The organism is Microbacterium sp. F01, from assembly GCF_056156365.1.
The window spans coordinates 2,785,658-2,809,960 of record NZ_CM149592.1 but is presented as its reverse complement, the minus strand read 5'-3'; the positions used below and the strand labels follow the sequence as shown (position 1 = coordinate 2,809,960).

29 protein-coding genes are annotated in these 24,303 nt (G+C 66.3%); 16 read left to right on the top strand and 13 right to left on the bottom strand.

Annotated elements, in window-relative coordinates; all coding sequences use genetic code 11:
- Nucleotides 1-39 precede the first annotated feature (39 nt).
- The 3 genes from ACVN90_RS12905 to ACVN90_RS12895 are packed head-to-tail and all read left to right on the top strand — an operon-like array spanning nucleotide 40 to nucleotide 2,620.
- The gene (locus ACVN90_RS12905) at nucleotides 40-555 is read left to right on the top strand and encodes a hypothetical protein (protein WP_475098641.1); all 516 of its coding nucleotides are present in this window, start codon (nucleotides 40-42) and stop codon (nucleotides 553-555) included.
- Complete coding sequence (locus ACVN90_RS12900; protein ID WP_475098640.1) at nucleotides 555-1,511, top strand: hypothetical protein; 957 nt, start codon at nucleotides 555-557, stop codon at nucleotides 1,509-1,511. Before ACVN90_RS12905 ends, ACVN90_RS12900 begins: the two co-directional genes overlap by 1 nt.
- Entirely contained in the window at nucleotides 1,508-2,620 is a 1,113-nt protein-coding gene (locus tag ACVN90_RS12895) for an alpha/beta hydrolase family protein (protein WP_475098639.1), read from the top strand. The genes ACVN90_RS12900 and ACVN90_RS12895 overlap by 4 nt, the downstream gene beginning before the upstream one ends.
- An 80-nt stretch (nucleotides 2,621-2,700) precedes the next feature.
- Here ACVN90_RS12895 and ACVN90_RS12890 read toward each other — a convergent pair whose 3' ends face one another.
- Nucleotides 2,701-2,865: a helix-turn-helix domain-containing protein gene (locus ACVN90_RS12890; protein ID WP_475098638.1), complete on the bottom strand. Its 165-nt coding sequence runs from the start codon at nucleotides 2,863-2,865 to the stop codon at nucleotides 2,701-2,703.
- Nucleotides 2,866-2,939: 74 nt separating this feature from the next.
- Here ACVN90_RS12890 and ACVN90_RS12885 point away from each other — a divergent pair, with 74 nt between their 5' ends.
- Nucleotides 2,940-3,491: an L-asparaginase family protein gene (locus ACVN90_RS12885; protein ID WP_475098637.1), complete on the top strand. Its 552-nt coding sequence runs from the start codon at nucleotides 2,940-2,942 to the stop codon at nucleotides 3,489-3,491.
- Nucleotides 3,492-3,560: 69 nt separating this feature from the next.
- Here the strand turns inward: ACVN90_RS12885 and ACVN90_RS12880 are convergent, their stop codons facing one another.
- Nucleotides 3,561-4,151 (bottom strand): TetR/AcrR family transcriptional regulator, encoded by a 591-nt coding sequence (locus ACVN90_RS12880; RefSeq protein WP_475098636.1) that lies wholly within the window; start codon nucleotides 4,149-4,151, stop codon nucleotides 3,561-3,563.
- Between the two features lie 140 nt (nucleotides 4,152-4,291).
- Between ACVN90_RS12880 and ACVN90_RS12875 the strand changes: the two genes are divergently transcribed.
- Nucleotides 4,292-5,047, top strand: a complete 756-nt coding sequence (locus tag ACVN90_RS12875; protein WP_475098635.1) for an SDR family NAD(P)-dependent oxidoreductase — start codon at nucleotides 4,292-4,294, stop codon at nucleotides 5,045-5,047.
- 76 nt (nucleotides 5,048-5,123) lie between these two features.
- On the opposite strand, the gene ACVN90_RS12870 is transcribed toward ACVN90_RS12875, so the two are convergent.
- Together ACVN90_RS12870 and ACVN90_RS12865 are read right to left on the bottom strand one after the other, a co-directional pair.
- Entirely contained in the window at nucleotides 5,124-5,486 is a 363-nt protein-coding gene (locus ACVN90_RS12870; RefSeq protein WP_475098634.1) for a cyclophilin-like fold protein, read from the bottom strand.
- Between the two features lie 170 nt (nucleotides 5,487-5,656).
- Complete coding sequence (locus ACVN90_RS12865) at nucleotides 5,657-6,865, bottom strand: multidrug effflux MFS transporter (RefSeq protein ID WP_475098633.1); 1,209 nt, start codon at nucleotides 6,863-6,865, stop codon at nucleotides 5,657-5,659.
- Nucleotides 6,866-7,006: 141 nt separating this feature from the next.
- Here ACVN90_RS12865 and ACVN90_RS12860 point away from each other — a divergent pair, with 141 nt between their 5' ends.
- Entirely contained in the window at nucleotides 7,007-7,720 is a 714-nt protein-coding gene (locus ACVN90_RS12860) for an SDR family NAD(P)-dependent oxidoreductase (protein WP_475098632.1), read from the top strand.
- Between the two features lie 19 nt (nucleotides 7,721-7,739).
- Here ACVN90_RS12860 and ACVN90_RS12855 read toward each other — a convergent pair whose 3' ends face one another.
- Together ACVN90_RS12855 and ACVN90_RS12850 are read right to left on the bottom strand one after the other, a co-directional pair.
- Nucleotides 7,740-8,078 (bottom strand): MoaF-related domain-containing protein, encoded by a 339-nt coding sequence (locus tag ACVN90_RS12855; protein ID WP_475098631.1) that lies wholly within the window; start codon nucleotides 8,076-8,078, stop codon nucleotides 7,740-7,742.
- Nucleotides 8,079-8,097: 19 nt separating this feature from the next.
- The gene (locus ACVN90_RS12850) at nucleotides 8,098-8,799 is read right to left on the bottom strand and encodes an NADPH-dependent F420 reductase (protein WP_475098630.1); all 702 of its coding nucleotides are present in this window, start codon (nucleotides 8,797-8,799) and stop codon (nucleotides 8,098-8,100) included.
- Nucleotides 8,800-8,900: 101 nt separating this feature from the next.
- Here ACVN90_RS12850 and ACVN90_RS12845 point away from each other — a divergent pair, with 101 nt between their 5' ends.
- From ACVN90_RS12845 to ACVN90_RS12820, 6 genes are all read left to right on the top strand, one after another.
- Nucleotides 8,901-9,782, top strand: a complete 882-nt coding sequence (locus ACVN90_RS12845) for a helix-turn-helix transcriptional regulator (protein ID WP_475098629.1) — start codon at nucleotides 8,901-8,903, stop codon at nucleotides 9,780-9,782.
- 86 nt (nucleotides 9,783-9,868) lie between these two features.
- A complete protein-coding gene (locus ACVN90_RS12840) occupies nucleotides 9,869-10,771 on the top strand; it encodes a helix-turn-helix domain-containing protein (RefSeq protein ID WP_475098628.1) in 903 nt (300 codons plus the stop codon).
- A gap of 23 nt (nucleotides 10,772-10,794) precedes the next feature.
- The gene (locus tag ACVN90_RS12835; protein WP_475098627.1) at nucleotides 10,795-11,142 is read left to right on the top strand and encodes a DUF2255 family protein; all 348 of its coding nucleotides are present in this window, start codon (nucleotides 10,795-10,797) and stop codon (nucleotides 11,140-11,142) included.
- Nucleotides 11,143-11,224: 82 nt separating this feature from the next.
- A complete protein-coding gene (locus ACVN90_RS12830) occupies nucleotides 11,225-11,632 on the top strand; it encodes a (R)-mandelonitrile lyase (protein ID WP_475098626.1) in 408 nt (135 codons plus the stop codon).
- Nucleotides 11,629-11,946 carry a carboxymuconolactone decarboxylase family protein gene (locus tag ACVN90_RS12825; protein ID WP_475098625.1) on the top strand — a complete coding sequence of 106 codons (318 nt, stop codon included), beginning with the start codon at nucleotides 11,629-11,631 and terminating at the stop codon, nucleotides 11,944-11,946. Before ACVN90_RS12830 ends, ACVN90_RS12825 begins: the two co-directional genes overlap by 4 nt.
- A 34-nt stretch (nucleotides 11,947-11,980) precedes the next feature.
- Nucleotides 11,981-13,024 (top strand): zinc-binding dehydrogenase, encoded by a 1,044-nt coding sequence (locus tag ACVN90_RS12820; RefSeq protein WP_475098624.1) that lies wholly within the window; start codon nucleotides 11,981-11,983, stop codon nucleotides 13,022-13,024.
- A 70-nt stretch (nucleotides 13,025-13,094) separates the two neighbouring features.
- Here the strand turns inward: ACVN90_RS12820 and ACVN90_RS12815 are convergent, their stop codons facing one another.
- Nucleotides 13,095-13,637 (bottom strand): TetR/AcrR family transcriptional regulator, encoded by a 543-nt coding sequence (locus ACVN90_RS12815; protein ID WP_475098623.1) that lies wholly within the window; start codon nucleotides 13,635-13,637, stop codon nucleotides 13,095-13,097.
- A 179-nt stretch (nucleotides 13,638-13,816) separates the two neighbouring features.
- Here ACVN90_RS12815 and ACVN90_RS12810 point away from each other — a divergent pair, with 179 nt between their 5' ends.
- On the top strand, nucleotides 13,817-14,641 hold the full coding sequence (locus tag ACVN90_RS12810; protein ID WP_475098622.1) for an alpha/beta hydrolase fold domain-containing protein: 825 nt from the start codon (nucleotides 13,817-13,819) through the stop codon (nucleotides 14,639-14,641).
- Nucleotides 14,642-14,730: 89 nt separating this feature from the next.
- A complete protein-coding gene (locus ACVN90_RS12805) occupies nucleotides 14,731-15,489 on the top strand; it encodes an SDR family NAD(P)-dependent oxidoreductase (RefSeq protein ID WP_475098621.1) in 759 nt (252 codons plus the stop codon).
- Nucleotides 15,490-15,834: 345 nt separating this feature from the next.
- Here ACVN90_RS12805 and ACVN90_RS12800 read toward each other — a convergent pair whose 3' ends face one another.
- From ACVN90_RS12800 to ACVN90_RS12775, 6 genes are all read right to left on the bottom strand, one after another.
- Complete coding sequence (locus ACVN90_RS12800) at nucleotides 15,835-16,896, bottom strand: ROK family protein (RefSeq protein ID WP_475098620.1); 1,062 nt, start codon at nucleotides 16,894-16,896, stop codon at nucleotides 15,835-15,837.
- 1 nt (nucleotide 16,897) lies between these two features.
- Complete coding sequence (locus tag ACVN90_RS12795; RefSeq protein ID WP_475098619.1) at nucleotides 16,898-17,893, bottom strand: ABC transporter substrate-binding protein; 996 nt, start codon at nucleotides 17,891-17,893, stop codon at nucleotides 16,898-16,900.
- Between the two features lie 85 nt (nucleotides 17,894-17,978).
- Nucleotides 17,979-19,001, bottom strand: coding sequence for an ABC transporter permease (locus ACVN90_RS12790; protein ID WP_475098618.1), 1,023 nt, complete (start codon nucleotides 18,999-19,001; stop codon nucleotides 17,979-17,981).
- An 11-nt stretch (nucleotides 19,002-19,012) separates the two neighbouring features.
- Nucleotides 19,013-19,789, bottom strand: a complete 777-nt coding sequence (locus tag ACVN90_RS12785; protein ID WP_475098617.1) for an ATP-binding cassette domain-containing protein — start codon at nucleotides 19,787-19,789, stop codon at nucleotides 19,013-19,015.
- A gap of 110 nt (nucleotides 19,790-19,899) precedes the next feature.
- Nucleotides 19,900-20,919 carry a transketolase family protein gene (locus tag ACVN90_RS12780; protein WP_475098616.1) on the bottom strand — a complete coding sequence of 340 codons (1,020 nt, stop codon included), beginning with the start codon at nucleotides 20,917-20,919 and terminating at the stop codon, nucleotides 19,900-19,902.
- Nucleotides 20,916-21,665, bottom strand: a complete 750-nt coding sequence (locus ACVN90_RS12775; RefSeq protein ID WP_475098615.1) for a transketolase — start codon at nucleotides 21,663-21,665, stop codon at nucleotides 20,916-20,918. Before ACVN90_RS12775 ends, ACVN90_RS12780 begins: the two co-directional genes overlap by 4 nt.
- 264 nt (nucleotides 21,666-21,929) lie before the next feature.
- Here ACVN90_RS12775 and ACVN90_RS12770 point away from each other — a divergent pair, with 264 nt between their 5' ends.
- Together ACVN90_RS12770 and ACVN90_RS12765 are read left to right on the top strand one after the other, a co-directional pair.
- Nucleotides 21,930-23,168, top strand: a complete 1,239-nt coding sequence (locus tag ACVN90_RS12770) for an ROK family transcriptional regulator (protein ID WP_475098614.1) — start codon at nucleotides 21,930-21,932, stop codon at nucleotides 23,166-23,168.
- A 74-nt stretch (nucleotides 23,169-23,242) separates the two neighbouring features.
- Entirely contained in the window at nucleotides 23,243-24,166 is a 924-nt protein-coding gene (locus ACVN90_RS12765; protein WP_475098613.1) for a hypothetical protein, read from the top strand.
- Nucleotides 24,167-24,303 lie beyond the last annotated feature (137 nt).

Below are 24,303 nucleotides of genomic sequence, written 5' to 3'. Positions count from 1 at the left end.
CGATCGCTGTGCCGAGATCGTGATCGGAGGTCGGGCATCATGAGCTACCGCGCTTCTCGAAATCACGATGAGTTGCGCGCCCGCGCCGAGGTGCAGCTCGAGCGTCTCGACCTCCCCGGTGACGTCGAACTGGAAGACATCGTCCGACAAGTCGCCAGGGCTACCGGTAAGCGGATCGACATCGAGCCGGTCGGCGATCGCGATTGGGAGAACATCACTGGCCTGGTCCTCTTGACCGCCGACTCGGCCAAGATCCTCGTGCGCAAGTCCGACCCTCGCTGGTACCAGTTTCACACGGTGCTGCACGAGCTCTCGCACGTCGTCTTCGAGCACGCTGGATGCGCGACACTGCCCGTCAAACATCCCGGATCTCGGCACGTGCGCGCTGGTCAGACCGTGCTCGCGCGAGGCATCGTCACCCCGGACTTCGAACTCGACCTGGACTTCGCCGACACCGAACTCGTGATCGAAGCAGAGGCGGAGAAGCTGTCGCAGCTGTTGTCGAGGCTGCTCCTTCAACCCCGCCACGGACACGACGAGGCGGTGTTCGGCTGATGACGCTCAGCATCGAAGCGGTCGCGTTCCTCGCGCTGCTGGTGCTCACCCTGATCCGTTTGCCGTCCGCGATCCGCGAGCCGTCGAGCCGACTGACCTGGCTCGCCACGATCACCGGGCTCGCGGCTGTCTTCATGGTCGGAGTCCTCATTCCCCTGCCGATCGTCGACGGCTGGCTCGGCGGAGCGAACGTCGCGAACCTCATTCAGAACATCCTCGCGACGACCGCGTTCTGGTTCGTCATGGAAGCGGCGCTCACGCTCGACGGCAGCAGGTTCAATCCGCGTAGCCTCTGGGAGCTGCCCGCAATGTGCCTCTCCTTCACGGTCCCGTTCCTGCTGATCGCCGATCGCGGATCGACGACCGACGAGTTCATCAAAGAGACGGCGGATCAGTTCGGCTTGTGGGCGTACGCATCGCTGTACATGTGGTGCGTCATCCTGATCATGATCCGGATGCTTCGCGGTATCCGCGGTCGCACGCCGCGGCCGTACATCCTGATCCGGATCGGCGCCTGGGCGATCCTCTTGGCGAGCGCCATCGAGATAATCTACCTCACGCTCCGCGTCGCCGGACTCGGGCGGACGCCGTCCGTCGAAGCCGTCGGAGCGCTGTTCACGATTCCGTTCTACGGCGGTGTCGTATTGGTGTGCGCCGGGATCATCGTGTTCGCCGTCGCGCGCGCCGGCCGCAGATCGATGAACGCGACGCTCGGGCGGCTCCTCGCGAAGGCGAGCCTTGATCGCGGGATGATCGTGAAACCCATTCCTGACGAGGACCCCGTGCATGAGACGTATCGGTTGGCCGTCCGCCTGACTGACATCGCCAACAGCCAGGAGCTGACGAAGCGCGAGCGAGTGCTGCTGCGCGCCGCGACAGAGATGCTCGATCGACAGATGCGTGCGCCGGCGGTGGTGCGGATGTCGAGTGCCGCGGGGGCGGTGAGCGCGCCTTGAAGTTGATCGGCGCTGTTGCCACGGCGATTGGCGTGCTACTCGCGGCTGCCGCCGGATTGATCTGGGCGCTGGCACGCCGCGTTGTCGGTACGGAGCCGCGCCGCAAGACGCTCGTCGTTCGTGGCGTTGGCGACGCAATCGAGCTGCCGCGCAGCGAGCTCACCGTTGTCGATGGGAACTACGGCCTCTGGTTTGGGGAACGATTCGAGCACCACGCGCTGATCGGGCCTGTCGCGTCCACCGCCGGGGATCGCGTTACTCGTCGCGTTCTCAAGACGACAGCGCCGATCAGTGCGGAGCCATTCAAAGCTCAGTGGACCGGGCACACCATGAGCGGGCCCGCCGAGATTGATCCCGACTGGGAGGACGTGACGGTACCTCTGCGTGACGGCGCGTCAGCACCGGCCTGGCTCTTCCGGAGTTCTTCCCTCGAGGCACCTTGGGTCATTCACGTGCAGGGCATTCGCACGTCGAGAGTCGTTACGCTGCGCTCCGTCGAGGTGGCGCAGGGTGCCGGACTGACATCTCTGGTTATCACCTATCGCGGTTCCGGGGATGGACCGCAGGCGTCCGCCTCGACGCTGGGTCAGCGCGAGTGGACAGACCTGGCCGACGCAGTCGCCTACGCACGATCGTTGGGGGCGAGCTCAGTCTTCGTGGTGGCGTGGTCAATGGGTGCAGGGCTCGCGCTGGAGCTTCTCCGCCACGACGCAGCGGCGTTCGATCGGCTCGTACTTATCGCCCCTGCCACGAACTGGCAACGCATCATCCGACACGGAGTTCGCGCCGCCCGGCTACCTGCCTTCGTCGCCACCAGTGTCACTTGGATGCTCGGCTCACGCACAGCCAGTTGCGTGCTCGGGATACCGGAGCCCCTCGACTTTCAGCGGCTCGACTGGTGCCGAGGCCCGGCTCTTGTAGTCCCAACGCTAGCGGTCCATTCGAGAGGGGACGACGAGATTCCTCTCCACCTCACACGCGACTTCGTAGGTGCGCACTCGAACGTCGCACTTGTTGAGACGGCTGAAGCGCCCCACGGGTGGGAGGCCAACGTCGATCCAGACGCATTCAGTTCCGCACTGACGTCGGCGCTTGCGCCGGGAACCTAGATCAACATCAATCTGGAGCGACCGTAGCTAGCTGGCGAGACCATGCATCTGACTACGCATCATTGCCGCGTGAGGAGAGTTCAGCCAAGCATGATTTCGTGCAGGTCGCGCACCGACGCGGTGACCTGGGCCAGCACTCGCTCGCTGACGAACTCAGCCTGGCCGTTGCTGAGGATTCGGCCAATCGTGGTCCGGCTCACGCCTGATCGCCGCGCCAGCGCGCGCAAGGTAAGGCCGTCTTCCATCGCCTCACCGATCGCTCGTGCGAGCTCCCGTACGTCAGCGGTCGCAAACGTGTACCTCGGTGAACTCTGCCGCAGTGCCTTTCGGCGCGCCCGTCGGGCCGCTGCACAGGTCAACCCGCCGGGGCCGGGCGCAGCGCTTCGTCACGGCAACCCGCGAGGGGACGCCGTTCGACCTTTCGAAGATCGCGCCAGCAGACATCGCCAAGGTCGACATCGTCTCGGGCTGTGTCGAGGCAGTGGGGGAGACCATCTCCGGTGTCGTCGCAGGCGGCGCGAAGCGTGTCGTCACGGCGGGACATGGCCCCGGGCGGACTCGACCAGAAGCAGTCGCCGCGCAGCAGGCTGCCATCGACAGCGGCGTTCTGTTCGTGTCAGCAACCCGCACCGGTGGTGAGGGGACGTACGACTCCGGACGAGCCGACGTCACCGGCGCCGGCGACGTGCTCCCGGTAAAGGCGCGACTGCTCCTGGCCCTGGGGCTGACATTCTCGGATGACCCCGAGACGGTGCGCGGACGGTACAACACTGTCGGCAACCAGAGGTTCGACCTCAGCAGCATGATCGAGCGCGGAAACGCCAACGCCAACGGGCGCGGTAGCGGCAACCAGGGGAATGGGCGCGGCTGACCCGGGCCATCGTCAGACGAGGGGTGAGGGCGCATGTCCTCACCCCTCGGTGCTTGTCGTGGGTCGGTGTCAGTCCCGTCGCGCGGATGCCGGAAACAGGCGCTGGACTGCGGCGACGATCGCCTCCCGCCGGTCGTCCAGGTACGCATCCTCGTCATTGTCATCCGGCACCAGCCGGGATTGCGTCGCCCAGGACGTCGCGAGCTGGGTGACGAACACCAGGACATCCTCGGGTGCCCATGTCGGATCCAGGGTGCCCGACTGTTGGGCGTCACGGAGCGTAGCGATCTTCGTCTGCAGGGAGTCGCGCACCGGATCATCCTCGACTACGTCGTCGGTGGTCTCCTCGAGCTGCCCCCAGATCATGAGCCGGTGTCTCTCGGGGTGCTGTCGAGTGTGGTCGAACAGGCGGCCCGCGTAGCCCGGAAGGTCGGCCGGGTCCAACTCCACCGCTTCAGCCATCGCGGCGAGCTCGCGCCCGGCAACGAAACGGTACAGGGCCTCTTTTCCGCGGAAGTGCGCATAGACGCGTTCCTTGCTCGTCTGTGCCGCCTTGGCAATTCGCTCAACTCGGGCGCCTGCGATCCCGTACCGGGCGAACTCCTCGGTCGCCGCCGACACGATCCGATCGATCGTCAGGTCGTTCTTCGCGCGGGTCACGATGACCACAGTAGCATACCAAACCGTTTGGTTTGACATTGCCTCGATCGACGTCTAGCGTCAATACCGAACCGTTTGGTTTGATGTGGACGAGCATGCACACGTCGAAGAGCGAGTGCAGGTCGAAGAGGAGGAACCCCATGACTGAGAACACCAAGATCGCTATCGTCACCGGCGGCAGCCGCGGGATCGGCCGCGCCACCGCGACCGCCCTCGCCGCCGACGGCGTGGACGTCATCATCACCTACCGAGCCGACGCGGATGAAGCCGCGAACACGGTCCAGGCCATCGAAGCGCTCGGCCGCACTGCCGTCGCCCTGCGACAGGACATCGGCGACCTCGGCTCGTTGGATGCCTCGGTCGAGGGGATCCGGACCGCCTTGCGCGACACGTGGGGGCGCGAGAGCTTCGAGTACCTCGTCAACAATGCGGGCAATGGCATCACCAAGCCGCTCGCACTCCTGACCGAGGGTGACTTCGACGCGATGATGAATGTGCACGTCAAGGGCGCGGTCTTCCTCACCATCAAGCTGCTTCCACTTCTCGTCGAGGGCGGTGGCATCGTGAACATCTCCTCCGGCCTTACTCGGGTGACCGCTCCAGCTGCCGGGGGATACGCGATGATGAAGGGCGCGATCGAGGTGTTCAGTCGTCACCTGGCCGCCGAGGTCGGCTCGCGCGGGATCACGGTCAACGTGATCGCCCCCGGCCCGACCGCCACCGACTTCGGCGGCGGTCTCATGAAGGACCCGAATGTGTCCGCAGGCATCGCTCAGCTGAGCGTCTTCGGCGAGATGGGCAACCCCGACTACGTCGGCGGCGCGGTCGCCGCGGTCCTCACCGGTACGAGCCGGGTCACCGCGCAGCGCATCGAAGTAGGCGGCTTCGCGGTCTGACACCGGCGCCCGGGCGTGCGGCGAGCTGCACCGTCCCGTTCCTGGGCGCTGGGGCAGGCATGACGGATGCCCGAGTTCACCCCTGGAGTTCGAGGGTCACCTTTCTAGGTGCGTCCCAGCCGCGGAGGCTTGCGATGTCGCTGTCGATCTCGCCAAGGCGCACGATCCCGTTGAACCGACCGACATCCGTGTAGTAGAGCACGAGGACGTTGTCCGGGGCGTAGTAGCCGATCGTCCCTGCAGGTGCGCTTTCTCCCGCAGGCATGCCCTCCATCGGCAGAGCGGGGGAGAGCGCGGCAAGGACTTCTTGGCCGCCGTAGTCCGAGAACTCGAGGCTGAGGGGGAGTCGGGCGGCGAGCGCGCGGGCCGCAGGACTGTCGTTCAGCGTCGCGTCCAGTGTTGTGCCGTCGATGGTGATGCGGATCGGCGTCGATGCCATGGGTGCTCCTGTGTCCTCGGACGAGGTGGTTGGGTCCGGTGCGGCCGTCCCGGAGGGAGGGGAGGCAGATGACGGTGATGCCGGGGCCCCGCTTTGCGGTGAACAGGCTACGAGCCCGGCGCTCAGCGCGATGGCTGCGGTGGAGGCGATTCCCCGGGTGAGTCGCGGGTTCACGCTTTGATTCCTTGGGTGGCCTTCGCAGCTGCCGGCGCAACGGTGCCGGCTCTCGGCGCGCGTGCGAGCGTGAAGCTCAGCGTGCCGAGGATGACGGCGACGGTGGTGACGATGCCGAGCGGAAGGATGCTGAGGGCTCCGGCGATGCCGACGAGCGGTGCGGCGATGCCCCCGAATCCGAAGCGCACCATGCCGAGCAGGGAGGATGCGGTTCCGGCGATGTCGGGGTATTCGGCGAGGGCGAGGGTGGTCGCGGGCGGGGAGGTGATCGCGACTCCGCTGGCGAGGGCGAGCAGGGAGATGATGATCACCCACAGCGGCACGGGGGTGATTCCCGCTAGCAGCAGTCCCAGTGCGCCGAGTCCTGCGATCACGAGGCCGATGGTGAGGGTTCCGGGGATGCTCCATCTCTCGGCGGTGCGGCCGGCGAGGTAGCCGAAGACCATGAAGCCGGCGGAGTTCAGTCCGAACGCGGCGGCGTACCACTGGGGGGTGAGTCCGTAGATGTCCTGCAGGACGAACGTCGCTCCGGCGAGATACGCGAAGAGTGCCGCGTAGAGGAAACCCTGGTTGAGGACCGCGCCGAGGAACACGCGGTCGGCCAGCAGAGTGCGGAAGTCGCGGAGCGTGTGCGCGAATCCGCCGCTGGTGCGTCGTGAGGCGGGAAGCGTCTCGGTGAACACGAGCAGGGTCGCGATGAGGATGCCCGCTCCCGCTGCGGCGAGGAAGACGAACAGTCCGCGCCAGTCGACGAACGTGTTGAGGAGCCCGCCGAGCAGCGGTCCGACGATCGCCGCGAAGCCGCCGACCACGGTGAGGCGACCGTAGAAGCGGATCAGCTCGCCGCCGGAGTAGACGTCGCGTCCGGCGGCGTTCGCGATGACGATGCCGACGCCTCCGGCGAGGCCTTGCACGGCGCGCGCCGCGATGAGCAGCTCGATGGTCGGGCTCGTCGCGCACAAAGCGGAGGTGGCGATGTACGCGACGATGCCGATCACGAGGATCCCTTGGCGGCCGTAGCGGTCCGAGAGGGGGCCGGCGATGAGCTGGCCGGCCGCGAGGCCGATCAGGCATGCGGTCACGGTGAGCTGTGCGACCGACGTCGCTGCACCGAGCTCCTGGGTCAGAGCAGGCAACGCGGGCAGATAGAGGTCCATCGAGATCGGGCCGAACACCGTGAGCAGGAGCAGCAGGGCCGGCAGCATCCGTCTACGCAGGGCGAGTACGGGCCTGGAATCGGTCATGGCGCCAGTTTTGCTGGAATCGCTCGTCGCGGGGAGTCACTGATAAGGGGTGTACCCGCAGGGCACCCCTGAGACTGCGCGCGGGGACTACCGTGGGACACCATGTCGCGCATTCTGATCACGGGATCGGCCGGAGGACTAGGCCGCAACGCGGCCGATGCCCTAGTGAAGGCCGGGCACGATGTGGTGGTGCACGCTCGGACCGCCGCCCGCCTGCCGTCTCCGCCGTCGGGCGCTGGGTGGGCCGGCGAGGTCATCGGTGATCTGGCCGATCTCGCGCAGGTGCGGCAGGTCGCGAGCCAGGCCAACGAGACCGGCCGCTTCGACGCCGTGATCCATAACGCAGGTGCGCTGCACCCGCCGGAGGCCGTGCGGGTGAATGTCGTCGCCGCGTACACGCTCACCGCATTGATCGACAGACCGCAGCGCTTGATCTACCTCAGCAGCTCGATGCACCGCGGGGGTACTACCGACCTGCGCGGTCTGCGGTCGGGGAAGGCGTCATACTCCGACAGCAAGCTCTGGGTCACTGCGATGGCGATGGCGCTGGCTCGGGAGTGGGACGGCACCGCCGTCCACGCGGTCGACCCGGGCTGGGTTCCGACCCGCATGGGCGGTGCCGGTGCGCCGGACGATCTCGCCGCCGGCCACCAGACGCAGGTATGGCTGGCTACCGGCGACGCGATCGAGCCGTCGACGGGAGGGTACTGGTATCACCGCCGCACCCAGCGGGCGGCGGCGGCCGCGCAGGACCCGCCCTTCCAGGCGGAGCTCCTGGGTGCGCTGGACGCGCACTCCGGCATCCGTCTGGACTGAGCCCTGCGCGGTCACGGGGTCAGCGGACCCTCGTCCAGGTGCCGTGCAGCTGCACGAATTCGCCGCCGATGACGGAGCTGGCCATGCAGGTGCCGTTCGTGTAGTCCTCGATGTGGGTGACGTGATCGAGCGAGTCCGGCTCGGTCCAGCGCACGACGTAGAGGCCGTCGCGCACCTGCGTGGCGGTGTAGTCCATCGTCTCGGCGCGGCCCTTGATGGCGCCGCCCGTGACGAGGAAGGAGACGCGGTTCGCCGTCTCGAAGGTGATCTCGACGGTGAAGTGGCCGAGCGGGGTGTCGGGGCCGAGGTCGGCGAGCCAGGTCTCTCCGACGCTGGGGAGGGTTGCGTTGCTGTCCATGTGGTGTGTTCTTCCGTGATCAGTGGGCGCGGACGACGTTGATGTTGAAGTCGAACGAGCCGATGGCGTTGTAGAGGGTGAAGTAGAGCCGTGCGTACATCTCGGCGCCGCGGGCGCCGGTGATGTCGCCGAGGTCGAAGACGGATGCCAGGGTCCATCCGAACTGCTCGAGGATGCCGGCGACGGTGGCCTTGGCTTCCGCGTCGTTCCCTGCGACGAAGATGGTGTGCTCGCCGGGCACACGTGACGGCTCGACCATGACCTCGCAGTACACCGAGTTCAGCGACTTGACGACGCGGGTGTCGGGGTAGGTGCGCTGGATGATCTCGCCGAGCGAATCGTCGTTCGCGATCGTGAGGGTGGGGGGGATCCCCTGGGACAGATCGAGCGGCAGCGCGAGGTCGAGCAGGATCTTGCCGGCGAGCGCGGGGGCACCCACCGCCTCGAGAGCGGCGAGGGCGTTCTGCCCGTTGATGGCGTTGAGGACGAGTTCTCCGTGCGCGCCGGCATCCGGGAGTGGCACGAGTCGCACCTCCGGGTGTTCCTGCTGCCATTGCGCATACGGGGGAGTGCCCATCGCGTCCGGTTCCGTGCGAGCGAGAGTGTCTGCGACATCCCGGGTGCCGATGACGACGTCGTGGCCGAGACCCGCGAGACGCCCGGCGAGGATGCGGCCCACGTTTCCCGTTCCGAGAACGGCGATCTTCATGTTGGTGCTCACTTTCTGTGATGTTCTCCATCCACCATCGGCGTGGTTGAGGGCGACTTCCAGACCCTGACAGGGGACCCCAGTCGGGGAATAGGGGTCGTACCGTGGATGGCATGACGATCGAGCACGAGATCCGGGACTTCCTGATGAGTCGCCGCGGCCGCCTCACCCCGGCGCAAGCCGGGTTGCCCCATCTCGTCGGCGGCGATCGGCGGGTGCCTGGTCTGCGCCGCGAAGAGGTCGCCATGTTGGCGGGGCTGAGCGTCGAGTACTACACGAAGATCGAGCGCGGAAAACTCGGCGGAGCGTCGGATGCCGTCATCGACTCGATCGCGCGAGCTCTTCAGCTCGACGACGATGAGCGCGCCCACCTCCGCGACCTGGCACGCAACGTCATGCCCCCGCGTCGGCCGGCGGTGGCTGTCAGCGGGGCGGTCACCGATTCGGCGCGTCAGGTGCTGCGGGCGATGGCGGTGCCTGCACTGGTGCAGAACGATCGCTTAGACATCCTCATCGCCAACGATCTCGGCCGAGCCCTGTACGCACCCCTGCTCGAGGACGGCAATGATGCTCCGAACTTCGGCCGGTTCGCCTTCCTCGATCCCCGCGCGGAGTCCTTTTACGTCGACATCGATGACGCACGCAATCTCGTCGTCGCAGTGCTGCGCGGCACGGCAGGGCGCGACCCGCTCGATCGGAGCGTGTCCGATCTCGTGGGAGAGCTGTCCACGCGCAGCTCCGACTTCGGCAGGCGCTGGGCGAAGCACGACGTGCGTCGGCACCTGCGCGGCCGCAAGATCATCGACCACCCCGAGGTCGGCATCCTCGACCTCACGTTCGACGACTTCGCGCTGCCAGGCGATCCGCATCACTCGATCACGACGTACACGGCGGAGCCGGGCAGTACCAGTGCCGACGGGCTCGACCTGCTCGCCAGCCTTGTCGCGACGCGCGCGCAGGCAGCCGATGCAAAGTCGTTCCACGTGCGCCGCTGAGATGGGCTCCCCCGCACGGGTGCCCTGTGGTGGGGTGTACTCGGAGAGACTCCCTCGGCGCTCTTGTGCGGCCTAGCCTCGATGGCATGGACAACAAGGATGAGGTGCGCGAGTTCCTCATGTCGCGTCGTGCCCGCGTCACCCCGGAGGATGCGGGGCTGACCGCGGGGTCGAACCGACGTGTCGACGGACTGCGCCGCAGCGAGGTCGCAGCTCTCGCAGGCGTGAGCGTCGAGTATTACGCCAAGCTGGAGCGCGGCGCCATCGCGGGCGCGTCCGCGGCGGTGCTGGATGCGGTGTCCGACGCCCTGCAGCTCGATGACGCCGAGCGCGGCCACCTGCTCGATCTGGCCCGCGCAGCGGACGGCATCCCGACCAGTGGTCGGTCACGTCGACGTGCCCCGCGGGCGTGGGCGCCCCGACCGAGCCTGTCCTGGGCGCTCGAGGCGATCACGGACGCCGTCGCGTTCGTCCGAGACCCTCGCCAGAATCTTCTCGCGGTGAACGAGCTCGGACGGGCGTTCTACTCGCCCGTGATCGGCGACGGCGGGCGGACGCCGAACCTGGCGAGATTCCAGTTCCTCGACCGCGCGGCGCACGACTTCTATCCCGACTGGGAGGTCTTTGCCGGGATGTGCGTCGCGGTCATGCGCGCAGAGGCTGGCCGAGACCCGCACGACCGTGCGCTGCAGGAGCTGGTGGGGGAGCTGTCGACCCGGAGTGAGACATTCCGGCGGCTGTGGGCGGCGCACGACGTACGCACGCACGGCGCCGGCACCAAGCGCTTCCAGCATCCCGTCGTCGGCGAACTCACCCTGGCGTACGAGGAGCTCGCACTGACCGCTGAGCCCGGCAACGTGCTGCTGATCTACACGGCCGAGCCCGGCTCACCGTCTGCCGAACGCCTGCATCTGCTGGCGTCGTGGGCGGCCGAGCACCCCTCCGAAGCCGTGGAGACGGGTGGCAGCGGATCGGCGGCAGGGCGATGACGGCGTGGAGTGCGGACGATCTCATGGCCATTGAAATCACAGACGATCTGCATGTCGCGCCCTTCCGTGACGACGGGATCACTATCGGAACGCCCACGTGGATCTGGTCTGTCGTCGTCGACGGGCGCCTGTTCGTCAGGGCCTGGAACGGTGCCGACTCGCGCTGGTATCGGGCAGCGATGACGCAGCGAGCCGGGCAGATCACCGCGGCCGGCTCGACCCGCGACGTCGAGTTCCTCCCGGTGGCCGGTGGCCTCGGCGACGACATCGATGCCGCCTACCGTGCGAAGTACTCTGGGTCGCCGTACCTGCCGCCGATGGTGGCAGCTCGGCCGAGGGCCGCCACCGTCGAGATCCGTCCGAAAGCCTGACGCCGCTCGTGCGGTTCGCGCCTGGGCGCGCGAACCCGGCTATTCGAGACCCCGATTTCCGAGAAGAGAGAAGGAATCGGTTATGAATATCGAACCGACTCGCCCCACCGTCAAGAATCCGCCGGAGCAATTCGCCGGTGACGTGTGGGTCGACATGATCGCTGTGCCGAACGAGCCCGATCAGCGGATGAGCGTTGCGGTTGTGAAGTTCGCGCCGGGCGCGCGAACGGCATGGCACTCACATGCCCGCGGCCAGTACCTCCGCGTCACGCAGGGCGTCGCCCGTTTCGGCACCAGGGACGGCGAGATCATCGAGGTCCACCCCGGCGAGACGCTGTACACGCCGCCCGGCCAGGACCACTGGCATGCCTCGGCCGGTGGAACGTTCATGGAGCACATCGCGATGCTCGAGAGCGGCGACGACCCCGCGGTGACGACCGTGTGGAAAGAGCACATCACAGATGCCGAGTACGAGGGGAAGGCCAAATGAGCGGCTGGACGGGCGGGACGGATGCCGTCGGTGACATCGCCCCCGCGCTCGCGCATTACACCGACAAGATCCTCTTCGACGAGGTCTGGGAGCGGAGCGAGCTGTCCAAGCGTGACCGCAGCCTTGTCACGGTGACCGCTCTGGTCACTCTCGGTGCCACCGAGCAGCTGACCTTCCATGCACGCTTCGCGCGCGACAACGGGGTCACCGAGACCGAACTCGTCGAGGCGATCACCCACCTTGCGTTTTACGTCGGCTGGCCCCGCGCGATGGCGGCGATAGGCGCCGTGCGCACCGCCTTCGCCCAGAACTGACCAAGAACACCAACCGAACCAGAGAAGGACCACTATGAAGGCCACCATCATGTACGGCGCGGGAGACGTCCGCGTTGAGACCGTCGCCGATCCCGTCATCCAGCAGCCCACCGACGCCATCGTGCGCACGGTCCGCACATGCGTATGCGGTTCCGACCTGCACCCGTACCACTCGATGGCCGCCGGCGGACACGGCCAGAGCATGGGACACGAGCTGCTCGGCGTCGTGGAGGAGATCGGCTCAGCCGTCAGCACCGTGAAGAAAGGCGATCTCGTCATCGCGCCGTTTGCATGGGCCGACAACACCTGCCCGATCTGCAAGGACGGGTTCCAGACCGCGTGCCCGCACGGCGGCTTCTACGCCACCCCTGATACTGCGGGTCTGCAGGCGGAGCTCTCTCGGATCCCGCTGGCCGACGGCAGCCTCGTCGTCGTGCCCGGCGTGACCGAGAAGGAGGAGGCGGTCCTCCCATCTCTCCTGACATTGTCGGACGTCTACCTGACGGGTTATCACGCCGCGCACATGGCCCGCATCCAGCCCGGCCAGACCGTCACGGTTGTCGGGGACGGCGCCGTCGGTCTGTCCGCCGTGCTCGCTGCGAAGCAGCTGGGCGCGGAGCGGATCATCCTCATGGGCCGCCATAAGGACCGTACCGACCTGGGTGTCGAGTGGGGCGCCACCGATGTCGTCGCCGAGCGTGGCGAGGAGGGCATCCAGAAGGTCCTCGACCTCACGGGTGGGTTCGGCTCGCACGTCGTGCTCGAGGCCGTCGGCCTCATGCCCGCGTACGAGCAGTCGCACCGCGTCGCCCGCACCGGCGGTGTCATCTCGAGGGTCGGCGTGCCGCAGTACGAGGAGGCGGGTGTCGGCTTCATGTCGTTGTTCGGCCGCAACCTCACGCTCACCGGAGGCCCGGCGCCGGTGCGCGCCTACATCGAGCAGACGATCCCGCTCGTGCTCGATGGCACCATCGACCCGGGTAAGGTGTTCGACCGTACCTACACGCTCGACGACGTGGCCACCGCGTACGCAGACATGGACGCGCGGTCGACCCTGAAGGCCCTCGTCACCGTCTGACCCTAGCGAGACCTCGCGCCGGTCTGACCAGCGGCGTGAGGTCTCGTCGGACCCCGCGGCTGTGGCGCCTTCATCCGTCGATGAGTGACTGCAGCCGCCGCCCATAAGTCTCGATGATGACCGCCGGATCGGCCTCTCTGAGTCCTTCGTCCTGTGCGATCCACAGGGAGTACATCAGCCCGGCGACCATCGCCGCGATCAGTCTCGAGCGCACGGGGGCGTCATCTCCGGTGAGCATGCGGGCGAGGGGTTCGACGAAACCCTCTTCGTGCATGCGTGAGAGAACTGCAGCGACTCCGCGCGACTCGCTTGCGCGTACAAGACCGAGGAAGGTCCCACGGAAGGGGCCTTCCGGCTCGAGAACGGCACGAACGATTTGACGGCCGAGGTCGTCACGCGCGCCCCCCGCGGGAAGGATGGTCTCCCTCGGCGTCGACATGCTTGTCTGGAAGAGTTGATCCTTCGACCCGAAGTGCCTGATCACCGTCGCCGGATCGACACCGGCCAATCGGGCGATGTCTCTGACCGAGGTCTTCGCATAGCCGCGCTCGGCGAACAGCTCTCGGGCCGCGACGAAGACCGCCTGCTTGCTCTGCCCGTGCGGTCCGCCCATCCGATCATTATTACCTCAACAGTGTTGACATTTGGAGATTGCAGACGCAGGATTCTGCTATCCGTCACATCGAAGGAGATGAGATGCCATCCCCGCTTCACCCTGAGCTTCGCCGCGTCCGGTTCATGCCGGAGATTCCGTACACGCGAACTTCGGTGAAGCTAATGCGACGCTTCACGATGAGATCGGCCGATCCTGGCCCCGGTGTGCGCGTCGAAGAAGTCGCCGTCTCGCCGACGGTGTCGCTCAAGTTCTTCCGCCCCGCGGAGGCGAGCAGCCCCCTACCGGTCATGCTCTGGATGCACGGCGGTGGTCACCTCGGGGGAAGCCCTGAGCAGGACGACAGCGACAACATCGCGTTTGCGCGCGACCTGGGAATCGTGGTTGCCGCTGCGCGGTACCGCGTCGGACTCGATGCTCCCGCACCGGCATCCGTCGACGACTGCTACGACGCGCTGGAAGCGCTCGTCTCGCGCGCAGAGGAGTTCGGCGTAGATCCGACTCGTCTCGCGATCGGAGGGGCCAGCGCAGGAGGCGGCGTCGCAGCGGCTCTCGTCCTGCTGGCTCACGACCGAGGCGAGATTCCGATCCGTTTCCAGCTTCTGGTGTATCCGATGCTCGACGACCGAACGGTAACGCGCGAGGACCTGAACGCTCGTCGCTTCCGGGTGTGGACGACCAAGAGCAACCGCCTGGGGTGGGCGACCTACCTCGACGCGGCGCCCGGAAGCGACGGGATCGCCGCATATGCGTCGCCCGCCCGACGAGAGGATCTCACAGGGTTGCCGCCAGCGTGGATCGGCGTAGGCGACAACGACCTCTTCCTCGACGAGGATGTGCGCTACGCCGAGCGCCTGAAGGACGCCGGCGCCCCCTGCGACCTCTCAATAGTTCCCGGCGCGTTCCACGGCTTCGACGCCCTGTTCGCCAAGACCGACGTCGCACAGGACTTCTGGCGCCAGCAGGCAGATGCCCTGCGGGCCGCAGGTATCGCCACAACCTAGACGAGCCGTCGGCTGTTTGACCGAGGCCGCCGCGAAGGACCGCGCGAACGACGAAGATTCACACGAGCTCAGCCGAACGAAGGAGAACAATGAGCGAGCACATCACTGATCGGTTCGCAGGGAAGACCATCGTCGTCACAGGTGCCGGATCGGGCATCGGACGGGCAACCGCGGTACGGATAGCCCGTGAAGGCGGCCGCGTGGTCGCGACGGATGTCGTCGCGGAACGGCTGAACACCCTCCAGAGCGATCTCGAAGGCGCGGATGTCGTCACCATCTCGGGAGACGTCACCCAATCCGAAACCATCGACGCCATCCTCGCAGCCACGGGCGGAACCGTTCACGGGCTCGCAAACGTCGCCGGCATCATGGACGCCTTCCTCCCCCCGAGCGAGGTCGACGACGCGACCTGGGACCGAGTATTCAGCGTGAACGTGACGGGACCCATGCGGCTTACCCGGGCGGTGCTCCCAATCATGATCGAGGCCGGTGCCGGCTCGATCGTGAATGTCACCTCGGAGGCGGCCCTCCGCGCCTCCGCGTCGGGCGCCGCGTACACGGCGTCTAAGCACGCGATCGCCGGACTGACCAAGAGCGTTGCGTTCTTCCACGGGCCGCAGGGAATCCGAGCGAACGCCGTCGCGCCGGGGCCGGTGGCGACCAACATCGAAGCGCCCATGCGCAGCGAGTATGCCGCTGGTCGCGTCGGACCCATCCTCCAGACCAACCTCCCGATACAGGCGCAGCCCGAGCAGCTCGCCGCGGCGATCACCTGGCTCCTGAGCGACGACGCCTCAAACGTCAACGGCGCGATCCTGCCCAGCGACGGCGGCTGGTCGACCGTCTAGCTGATGCCCGTGCGAAGCATCCCGTCGTGGGGTGCGCCGAAGGCGCTGGCGTTGGCGGAGTTCGAAGGGACACGGACGTCAGGCGCACCGCGATCGCCGCGCGTTGTCGTCCGCCGCGCAGCGGCCAAATTCCTAACCCGATGACGTGATTGTCCGACTGGTCGCGCGTGGTGGCTGAGTGCAGGTGGCGGGTTGTGGCCGATTGTCGGAGCACCCACGCATCAAGGGCGGTTGTGGAGAATGCTGACCTCGGCACCGGGGCGGCGGTGAGTTGACTGATCCGGTGGAACGTCGTCGACGTTGCAGTCTTTGCCCGTGGACAAGCTCAGCGCGGCGGGTGCGTGACTACCCGCACTGGATGTCAGCGTCTCGAGCTGCGAGAGCACCGGCGCCAAGGACGATCGGGTCGGTCTGCGCAGTGGAATGCTGTAATACGTCCAGATCTCGAAGCTGCGACTTGCTGAGGTAGGCCCCGAACGTAGAACGCGCCGCACCGAGGATGAGGTCAGCGGCGCCGTGGACGAGCCCCCCGGTCAAGACGATTCGTTCGGGATCCAGGACCGCGGCGATGACCGCCGCCGCCTCGCCGAGCGCCTCTCCGGCTTCGCGCAGAACTTGGATGGCGATCTGATCTCCGCGCACCGCTGCGGCGACGACCTGCGGGGCGGAGAGGATCGTTTCCCCGTGTAGTGAATCGAACCTGATCTTCGCATCGTGGTATCGGGTCGATACGGCGCTCCCGCTGGCGACCGTTTCGAGGCAGCCGATCTTGCCGCACGCGCATTGGGCTGTGCCGTTCGTGACATGCAGGTGACCGATCTCCATCGCGGCGCCGCGGCCGATGATGAGTGTGCCGTCGCTGACGGCGCCGCCGCCGACGCCTGTTCCGGCTGCGATCACGACGAGCGATCGTCGGTCCGTGTCGAGGATGTACTCGCCCCAGGCGGCGACGGTGACGTCGTTCTGGACGAAGACGTTCACTCCGAGCTGTTGTGTGAGCTTTGCTCGGAGGGGGTACCCGTCCCAGTTGATGAAAGCGCCGAAAGTGAGAACACCTTCCTTGTCCGCGGCGCCGGCGGCCGCTACTCCGACGGGGAGGCCGGCGCCGAACTCTCGCGCGTAAGCGACGATGCGTTCTGCGACCCACTCGGGGTCTCGGCGCTCTGTGCGGACACGTTGTTGGTCGGAGATGCTGCCGTCGGCGTGCACGATTCCGAGGACGAGCTTTGACCCGCCTACGTCGACTCCGACCGCGACCGCGGGTGCTGCTGATTCGGACTTGACGGACAGGTCCTCTTTCGTGTCCCTTCGGACGAGATGCCGGATGGGGTTGCTATCGTCCGTAACCCGGGCCACGTTGCGGTAATCGCGTGGTGGGCCCGCAACGTGGTCCGGGGTTACCGTCATGTCAGTTGCAATCCGCCTTGTAGATGGCCGCCTGGCCCTCGGGGGTGTTGAGAGTGTCCTGGGTGATCGCGGTGAAGCCGACCTGGTAGGTGTCGTCGACCTTCTTGCCATCGAGGACATCGATGGTCGCTTGCATTGCGGTGGCGCCCAGCTCGTTCAGGTTCTGCGCGATGAGCGCCTGGACCTCGCCGCTCTCGAGGGCCTCGACCTGCGACGGACCAGCGTCGAATCCGACGATCTTTACGTCGCCCAGCTTGTCCGCGTTACGCAGTCCGGTGACAGATCCCTCGACCGAGAACATGTTGGTTCCGAAGATGCCGGCCAAGTCGGGGTTGGCGGCGAGGATCGAGGTGGTGATCGACGCAGCCTTCTGCGGGTCGTTGTCGTTGTACTGCGGGCCCAGGTAGTTGACGCCATCGAATTCGGCGATGCCCTCCTCGAATCCGGCCTGTCGGGCGTCGGTTGTGGAGATGCCCGGGTTGACGTTGTTGACGAATACGGAACCTTCTTCGCCGATGAGATCAGCCAGCGTCTGCGCGCCGAGCTCGCCGCCCGCGGCGTTGTCGACGCCGACGACGGTCTCGATGCCGGTGAGGTCATCGAGGGTGGTGTCGAACAGGATCACCTTGATGCCGGCCTGGACGGCCTGCTGGATCGGTGCGATCAGGGCGGTCGAGTCGGTCGGGGCGATCATGATCGCGTCGGGGTTCTTTGCGATCGCGGCCTGCAGAACGGGAACCTGCAGTGCGGGATCGAACTCCGCAGGAGCCTGGACGTCGAGGGTGACGTTGTTCTCGTCTGCGACGCCCTGGGCGCCACAGACGTCGGTGAGGTATCCCTCGTCGCCGGAGACGCCGAGGATCATGGTGACGTTGTACCCGTCGTCTTCTCCGCCGGAGGTGGAGGACGTGCCGGCACAGCCGGCGAGGGCGACCACTGTGGCGGTGACGGCGAGGGCTGGGAGGACCATGCGTCGTGTGGTGCTGCTGTTCTTCATGTGTAGCGCTTCCTTGAGCTAGTGAATGTGGAGGGACACATTCGTTGGGTGGGGTTGCTCCACGGGTCGTAGAGCGGGGTCTCGCTTAGTCGTTGTCGAATCGCTTGCGGCGAAGCTGGTCGGCGTAGACGGCGAGGACGAGGACGAGACCGATGGCGAACTGCTGCCAGAAGGGCTGCAGACCGAGGATCACGAAACCGTTGGCGAGGACGACGGGGATGAACACACCTGCGACGGTGCCTCCGATGCCGCCGCGGCCGCCGAAGAGGCTGGTTCCACCGAGGACGACGGCGGCGATGGCTTGCAGGTTGTCGGTGGTGTGGCCGGCCAATGCGGTGGTGCCGAAGCGGGCGAGGGAAAGAAATCCGACCAGCCCTGCGAGGCCGCCGGTGATGACATAGACGCTGGCGGTGTTGAAGCGGACCTTCACGCCGGAGCGCACCGCGGCGTCCTCGTTTGAGCCGATCGCGTACAGGTACAGCCCTGCCTTCGTCTTGCTGAGGTACAGCCAGCCGAGGATCGCCACCACTATCGCGATGAGCACCAGCCACGGGACACCGAAGAGGGAACCGTTGCCGACGCCGACCAGCAATGAGGTGGGGACGCTGCGGACGTTGACTCCGCCGGTGATCACGAGGGCGAGGCCGGTGGCCATGCCAAGGGTTCCGAGGGTGGCGATCAGCGCGACGATGCGGGCGTAGCCGACCATGTATCCGTTGACGGCGCCCCAGAGGATGCCGACCACGACCGCAGCGATCAGGCCGCCGAAGATGGTTCCCGGATGGTCACCACCGATGCCGCCCATCACCTGCGCGGCGATGACGCTCGAGAAGATTGCCACGGCGCCGACGGAGAGGTCGATGCCGCTGGTGATGATGACCATCGTCATTCCGACGGCGATGATCAGCAGCAGGGATCCGTCCAGCAGCATGTTGCGGAAGTTCGGTACGGTGGCGAAGTTTCCGTTGCTGAGCAGGGAGAACACCGCCACGAGGATGGCGAGGACGAGGTATGTCCAGAGGGCTGGGGTGCGGGCGAAGTAGGTGCCGAATCGCTGGAGGCGTGTTCTTGGTCGCTCCGGCTGGATGAGCGTTGTGGAATCGGTCATCTGGGGCTGGTTCACTTCGATTCCTTCTCAATCTCAAAGTTCTTCGCACCGGTCATCGCGGCGACGACGTCGGGCATGGTGACTTCGGAGGTCTTGAAGTTCGCCACCCGGCGTCCCAGGCGGAGTACCTGGATGCGGTCGGCGACCTCGAACACCTCGGGCATGCTGTGGCTGATGAGGACGACGGACTTCCCATCCGCGCGGGTGGACTCGATCAGTCGCAGTACCTGCTCGGTCTGGACGACGCCGAGAGCGGCGGTGGGTTCGTCCATGAAGATCAGCGAGGTCGCCCATGTGGCAGCGCGGGCGACCGCGACGGCCTGCCGCTGCCCGCCGGACAGTGATGACACCGGGACGCTGGCGTCCTTCACGGAGCTGCCGAGTCGGACGAAGGCCTCGTCGGTGGTCTGGCGCATGGTCTTGCGGTCCAGGATGCCGAAGATCTTGCCCAGGCCGGGTTTGACGATCTCTCGCCCGAGGTACATGTTCGCGAACGCCGGCAGTTCCGGCGCGAGTGCGAGGTCTTGATAGACGGTCTCAATGCCGTAGGAGCGTGCGCGGTTCGGGTTGGTGAAGTCGACTTCTTCGCCGTTGATCTTGATGCTGCCGCTGTCGGGCTTCAGGGTGCCGGAGAGGATCTTCACGGTCGTGCTCTTGCCGGCACCGTTGTCGCCGACCAGTGCGGTGATCTCGTTCGGGCGTACGTCGAAGTCGACGCCGCGCAGCACATGTACATGTCCGAACGATTTCTGGAGGTTGCGTGCCTCCAGCAGATATTCAGTGGTCATCGTTGATCAGTCCTCCGGCATCACTGGCAGAGAGTGCCTTTGTTTGTTGGGCGCGGTCGCGGGTGTGTCTGTGCCGGCGGAGACCGCTTGGCTGAACCGCCGGCGCACGTTCATCGTGCCGGTGTCGACGCGAGGTTGAGCGAGCTGTGGACCGCGCGGACGATATCCGCCGGCTCCATGCTGTTCAGCCGAGCGAGGTAGGCCGGCGGCCCGAAGTCGGGGAACTCGTCCCTGAGGCCGATGGTCTGCAGCGGCCGCAGCACACCGTTGGTTGCAAGGGCGGACGCCACCGCGTCACCAATCCCGCCGATCATGGAGTGGTTCTCCGCGGTGACCACCGCGCGAGCCCGGCCGGCGAGGTCGAGGATGGTCGACACGTCCAGCGGCTTGATGGTGGAGATGTTCGCCACAGCCGCACTGATGCCTTCGGTCTCGAGCTGACTGGCCGCGTTGAGCGCCGCTTCCACCATGAGTCCGGAGGCGAAGATGACCGCGTCGCTGCCATCCCGGAGGACGCCGATCTTCCCGGCTTCGAAGGAGTCGATCGGCCGCTCTGGGAGCGTTGTTTCGGTGCGGGGCAGCCGCATGTAGGCCGGCCCCTCGTAGTCCAGGAGGTACCGGGTTGCTTCGGCGACCTCTGCACGATCGGCCGGTTCGATGACCAGCATGCCGGGCACGGTGCGCATAACGGCAAGGTCTTCGTATCCGGCGTGCGAGGTTCCCCACTTCTGCTGGATCCCGGGGACCCCGCCGATCAGCTTCACGTTCGCGCGACTGAGTGCGACCTGCATGACAGTGAAGTCGTGTGCGCGGCGCACCATGAAGCCGGTGAACGTCGCCGCGAACGGGACGAGCCCAGCGCGGGCCATGCCGCTGGCGACGGCGATGAGGTTCTGCTCGGCGACGCCGGTGTTGAAGAACCGGTCCGGGTACGTCTTCGCGAACACGGCCAGGTCGATCGCCTCGGCAAGATCCGCCGACAAGGCGACGACCTCGGGGCGGGTGGCTGCGGCTTCGACGAGGACCTCGGAGAAGGCGCCGGGGTCCTTCAGCGGACCGATTCGCTCGGTGTACTCAGCGACCGGACCATCCTGCACGGAGATGTCTGCCGTACCGTTGGTGACCGTCATCGTTCTGCCTTCCCATACGCGGTGATCTCTTCGCCGATCGCGGCGAACTCTTCGGGCGTTGCCCGGATGTAGTGCGGGTTCCACAAGTTCTCGATGGTGGGGGATCCCTTGCCCGGCTGTGTACGCAGGACGATCGCCTTCGGCAGGTCGTCGATCTCGCGCGACGCTTCCAGCGCTTTCGACACCGCGGCGATGTCGTTGCCGTCGACCTCGATCGCCCACCAGCCGAACGCTTCGAACTTCGCGACGATGGAGGTCATGTCCAGCACCAGCGGCCCGTCGGACTGCTGGCTGTTCAGGTCGACGAGGTTGGTGAGGTTGGCCAGCTTCTGCGAGCCGGCGAACATCGCGGCTTCCCAACTGGCGCCTTCCTGCAGCTCACCGTCGGACATGTAGTTCAGGACGCGACCGGGCTCGCCCTGCACGCGCTTCCCCAGAGCCCAGCCGGCGGCGACGCCAAGGCCCTGGCCCAGCGAGCCGCCGGCGAGCAGCACACCAGGCACCCGTCCGGGCTCGTTGCCAAGGGTCAGCCGCGATCCTTCCTGCCCGTACTCGACGAGCTCCACCTCCGGGATCAGACCCTGCTCTGCGAGAGCCGCGTACAGCACGACCGCGCTGTGACCGTTGGACAGGAGGAATCGATCGTCCACGTCCAGATCCTTGAAGAAGAGAACCGCGAACGCGTCAGCGCACTGCAGTCCTTGGGAGAGATAGCCGTTACCCAGCGTGCTGACCTGCGTGAACACCTTCTGGCGAAGCGACTGCGCGCGCTCCTGGAGACTTACCGAACTCATTCGGGTTCCTTTTCGTCGGGGTGAGACGCCGCGAATCGCATGCGTGAACAACACGCATCGCGGACGGTGAACTCATGTCGTGAGCTGGAGCTTCAGCCGCCCCAGCATCGGGGGGGCTCGAAGACTCAACCTCGAATCTTCACTTCTGGGTAGACAGTAAACGACTTTTGGCAACCAAGTCAAGCAAAAGTCTGGAGAAGGTGTCATACTGGCCTCGTGAGCGATGGAAAGACCGGCGACTCGAATGGAAGCATCCCGGGTCTGGATGAGCTGATTTCGCTTTTCCGACGCCGAGATGACCTCACCCGTGCCGAGGTCATGGAGATCACCGGACTCAGCCGAACCACCGTCAATCTGCGCATGGACGCGCTGATCGCTGCCGGGCTGCTCACACCAGTCGGGTCCGCGCGGTCAACCGGCGGCAGGCGGCCGTCGCGGTTCGCTTTCAACGCGGGTGGCCGGCACGTGCTGGCCGCCCACATCGGCGCCTCCGGGCTGCGCGCAACCATGAACGACCTGGCCGGAACTGTGCTTGCGGAGCGGTTCGCCGAGATCGCCGTCGATTCCGGTCCGGCGGCGGTGATGGGCCAGATCGAGGAGTTCTTCGACGACCTGCTGTCATCGCGACCCAATGCGGATGTGCCCCTGGCAGGCATCGGCATCGGCGTCCCCGGACCTGTCGATGCGGAGACGAAGAAGATCGTCAGCCCGCCAATCATGCCCGGCTGGGATGGTTACGACGTCGCCAACCACCTGGCCCGGTTCGAGGTGCCCGTCCTGGTCGACAACGACGCCAACGCCATGGCTCTGGGGGAGCAGCGCATGCTGTATCCCGACGCCCGAAACCTGCTCATGATCAAAGCCTCAACCGGTGTCGGTTCCGGAATCGTCTTCCGTGGCGAAGTGATCCACGGGGCCGAAGGCGGCGCAGGTGACATCGGCCACATCACCGTCGCGACCGAGCCGGGCGAGCAGCCGCAGTGCCGGTGCGGTCGCATCGGCTGCGCCGAAGCGCACGCCGGCGGGTGGGCACTGCTTCGAGACATCAACGCGCAGGGCGTTCAGGTCGACCATCTCTCCGACTTCGTCGAGCTCGTACGGCACGGGGATGCGCTGGCCGTGCGCCTTGCCATTCGTGCCAGCCACATCCTCGGCGACCTGATCGCCGGCGCAGTCAATCTCCTCAACCCGTCGCACGTCATCATCGGCGGAACCCTCGCGCACGCTGAAGAGATTCTTCTCTCCGGCATTCGGCAGGCCGTCTACTCGCGATGCACACCGCTGGCCACCCGATCGATCCAGATCAGCGCCAGCCGGCTCGACCCGCACGCCGGCAATATCGGCCTGGCATTGATGTGCGCCGACGCGGCCCTCCTCGAGGCCGGACGGTCGACGGGAGCCGCACCCGAGCAGCCTGGGACGCGGACACTGGTTCCCACTGAGAAGGCCAGTTAGAGGACTCACTCACCGCTGGGGATTGAGCAGTGCCCCTCTCCGACCCCGGACGATCAACGCAGGAGGCGATCCTCGTGACCCGACAGACCATCTACTTCCTCGGCATCACCACAAGCGGATCTGTCGTCCGCAAGGTCTTTCCCGCCTGGATGGACCTGCTCGGTATCGACGCGGCTTTGCAGACCGTTGACCTGCCATTCGCCGCGCCCGGGGAGAGCTACCGGCAGTTCGTCACTCATCTTCAGGAGGATCCGTCCGCTGCAGGTGCTGTGATCACCGCGCACAAGACCGGCCTCTACCGCCATGCTGCCGACCTGTTCACGCACCGTGAGTCGATCTGTGAACGGGTCCAGGAGGTCAGCGTCATTCGCAAGCACCCTTCGGGACTCGACGGGACCGTCATCGAGCACCGCAGCATCTTCACCACGCTGCACGAAATGGGCGGCGGAGTACCGGTCACCAACCTCAATAGCGATCTCGTCGTGTTCGGGGCCGGCGGCACGGCCGTCTCGCTCATCGTCTGCCTCACCGCGGCTGACTGGCCGATCCAACACCGACCTCGACGCCTGCACCTCGTCGACACTTCGATAGAGCGGCTGCAACATGCGCACCAGATCGCCACCACAGGAAGGCACCCGGTGACCGTCGACGTGCTCCACTCGCCAGGCGCCATTCAACTCAGATTCCTCGGCTCGCTCACCCCGAACACGCTGATCGTCAATGCCACCGGGATGGGCAAAGACCGGCCAGGTGCCCCGTTGTCACTTCCTGCACCGTGGCCGGAACGCGCGCACGTGTGGGACTTGAACTACCGCGGTGACCTGTTGCTGCTCGATGACGTGCGCCGCGCATCACCAGGTCGTAGGCTCAGCGCTCACGATGGATGGCAACTCTTCATCAACGGGTGGGCTGAATCGCTGAGCCAGATCGTCGGCCGCCAGATCGAGCGCCCGACCCGCGTGAGAATGGACGAAATCGCGCGGAAGGCCCGCTCTTGACCCAGCAAGCAGACTTGCCGCCGTCAGTGATTACGGCGCGGACTATCACCTGGCTGTCGCGACGCTCATGCACGGGCCGGCGTCGGCGACGAAGGCCGTCCTGTCGCTGAGGTCGTCGGTGATCATCGCTGCACCTC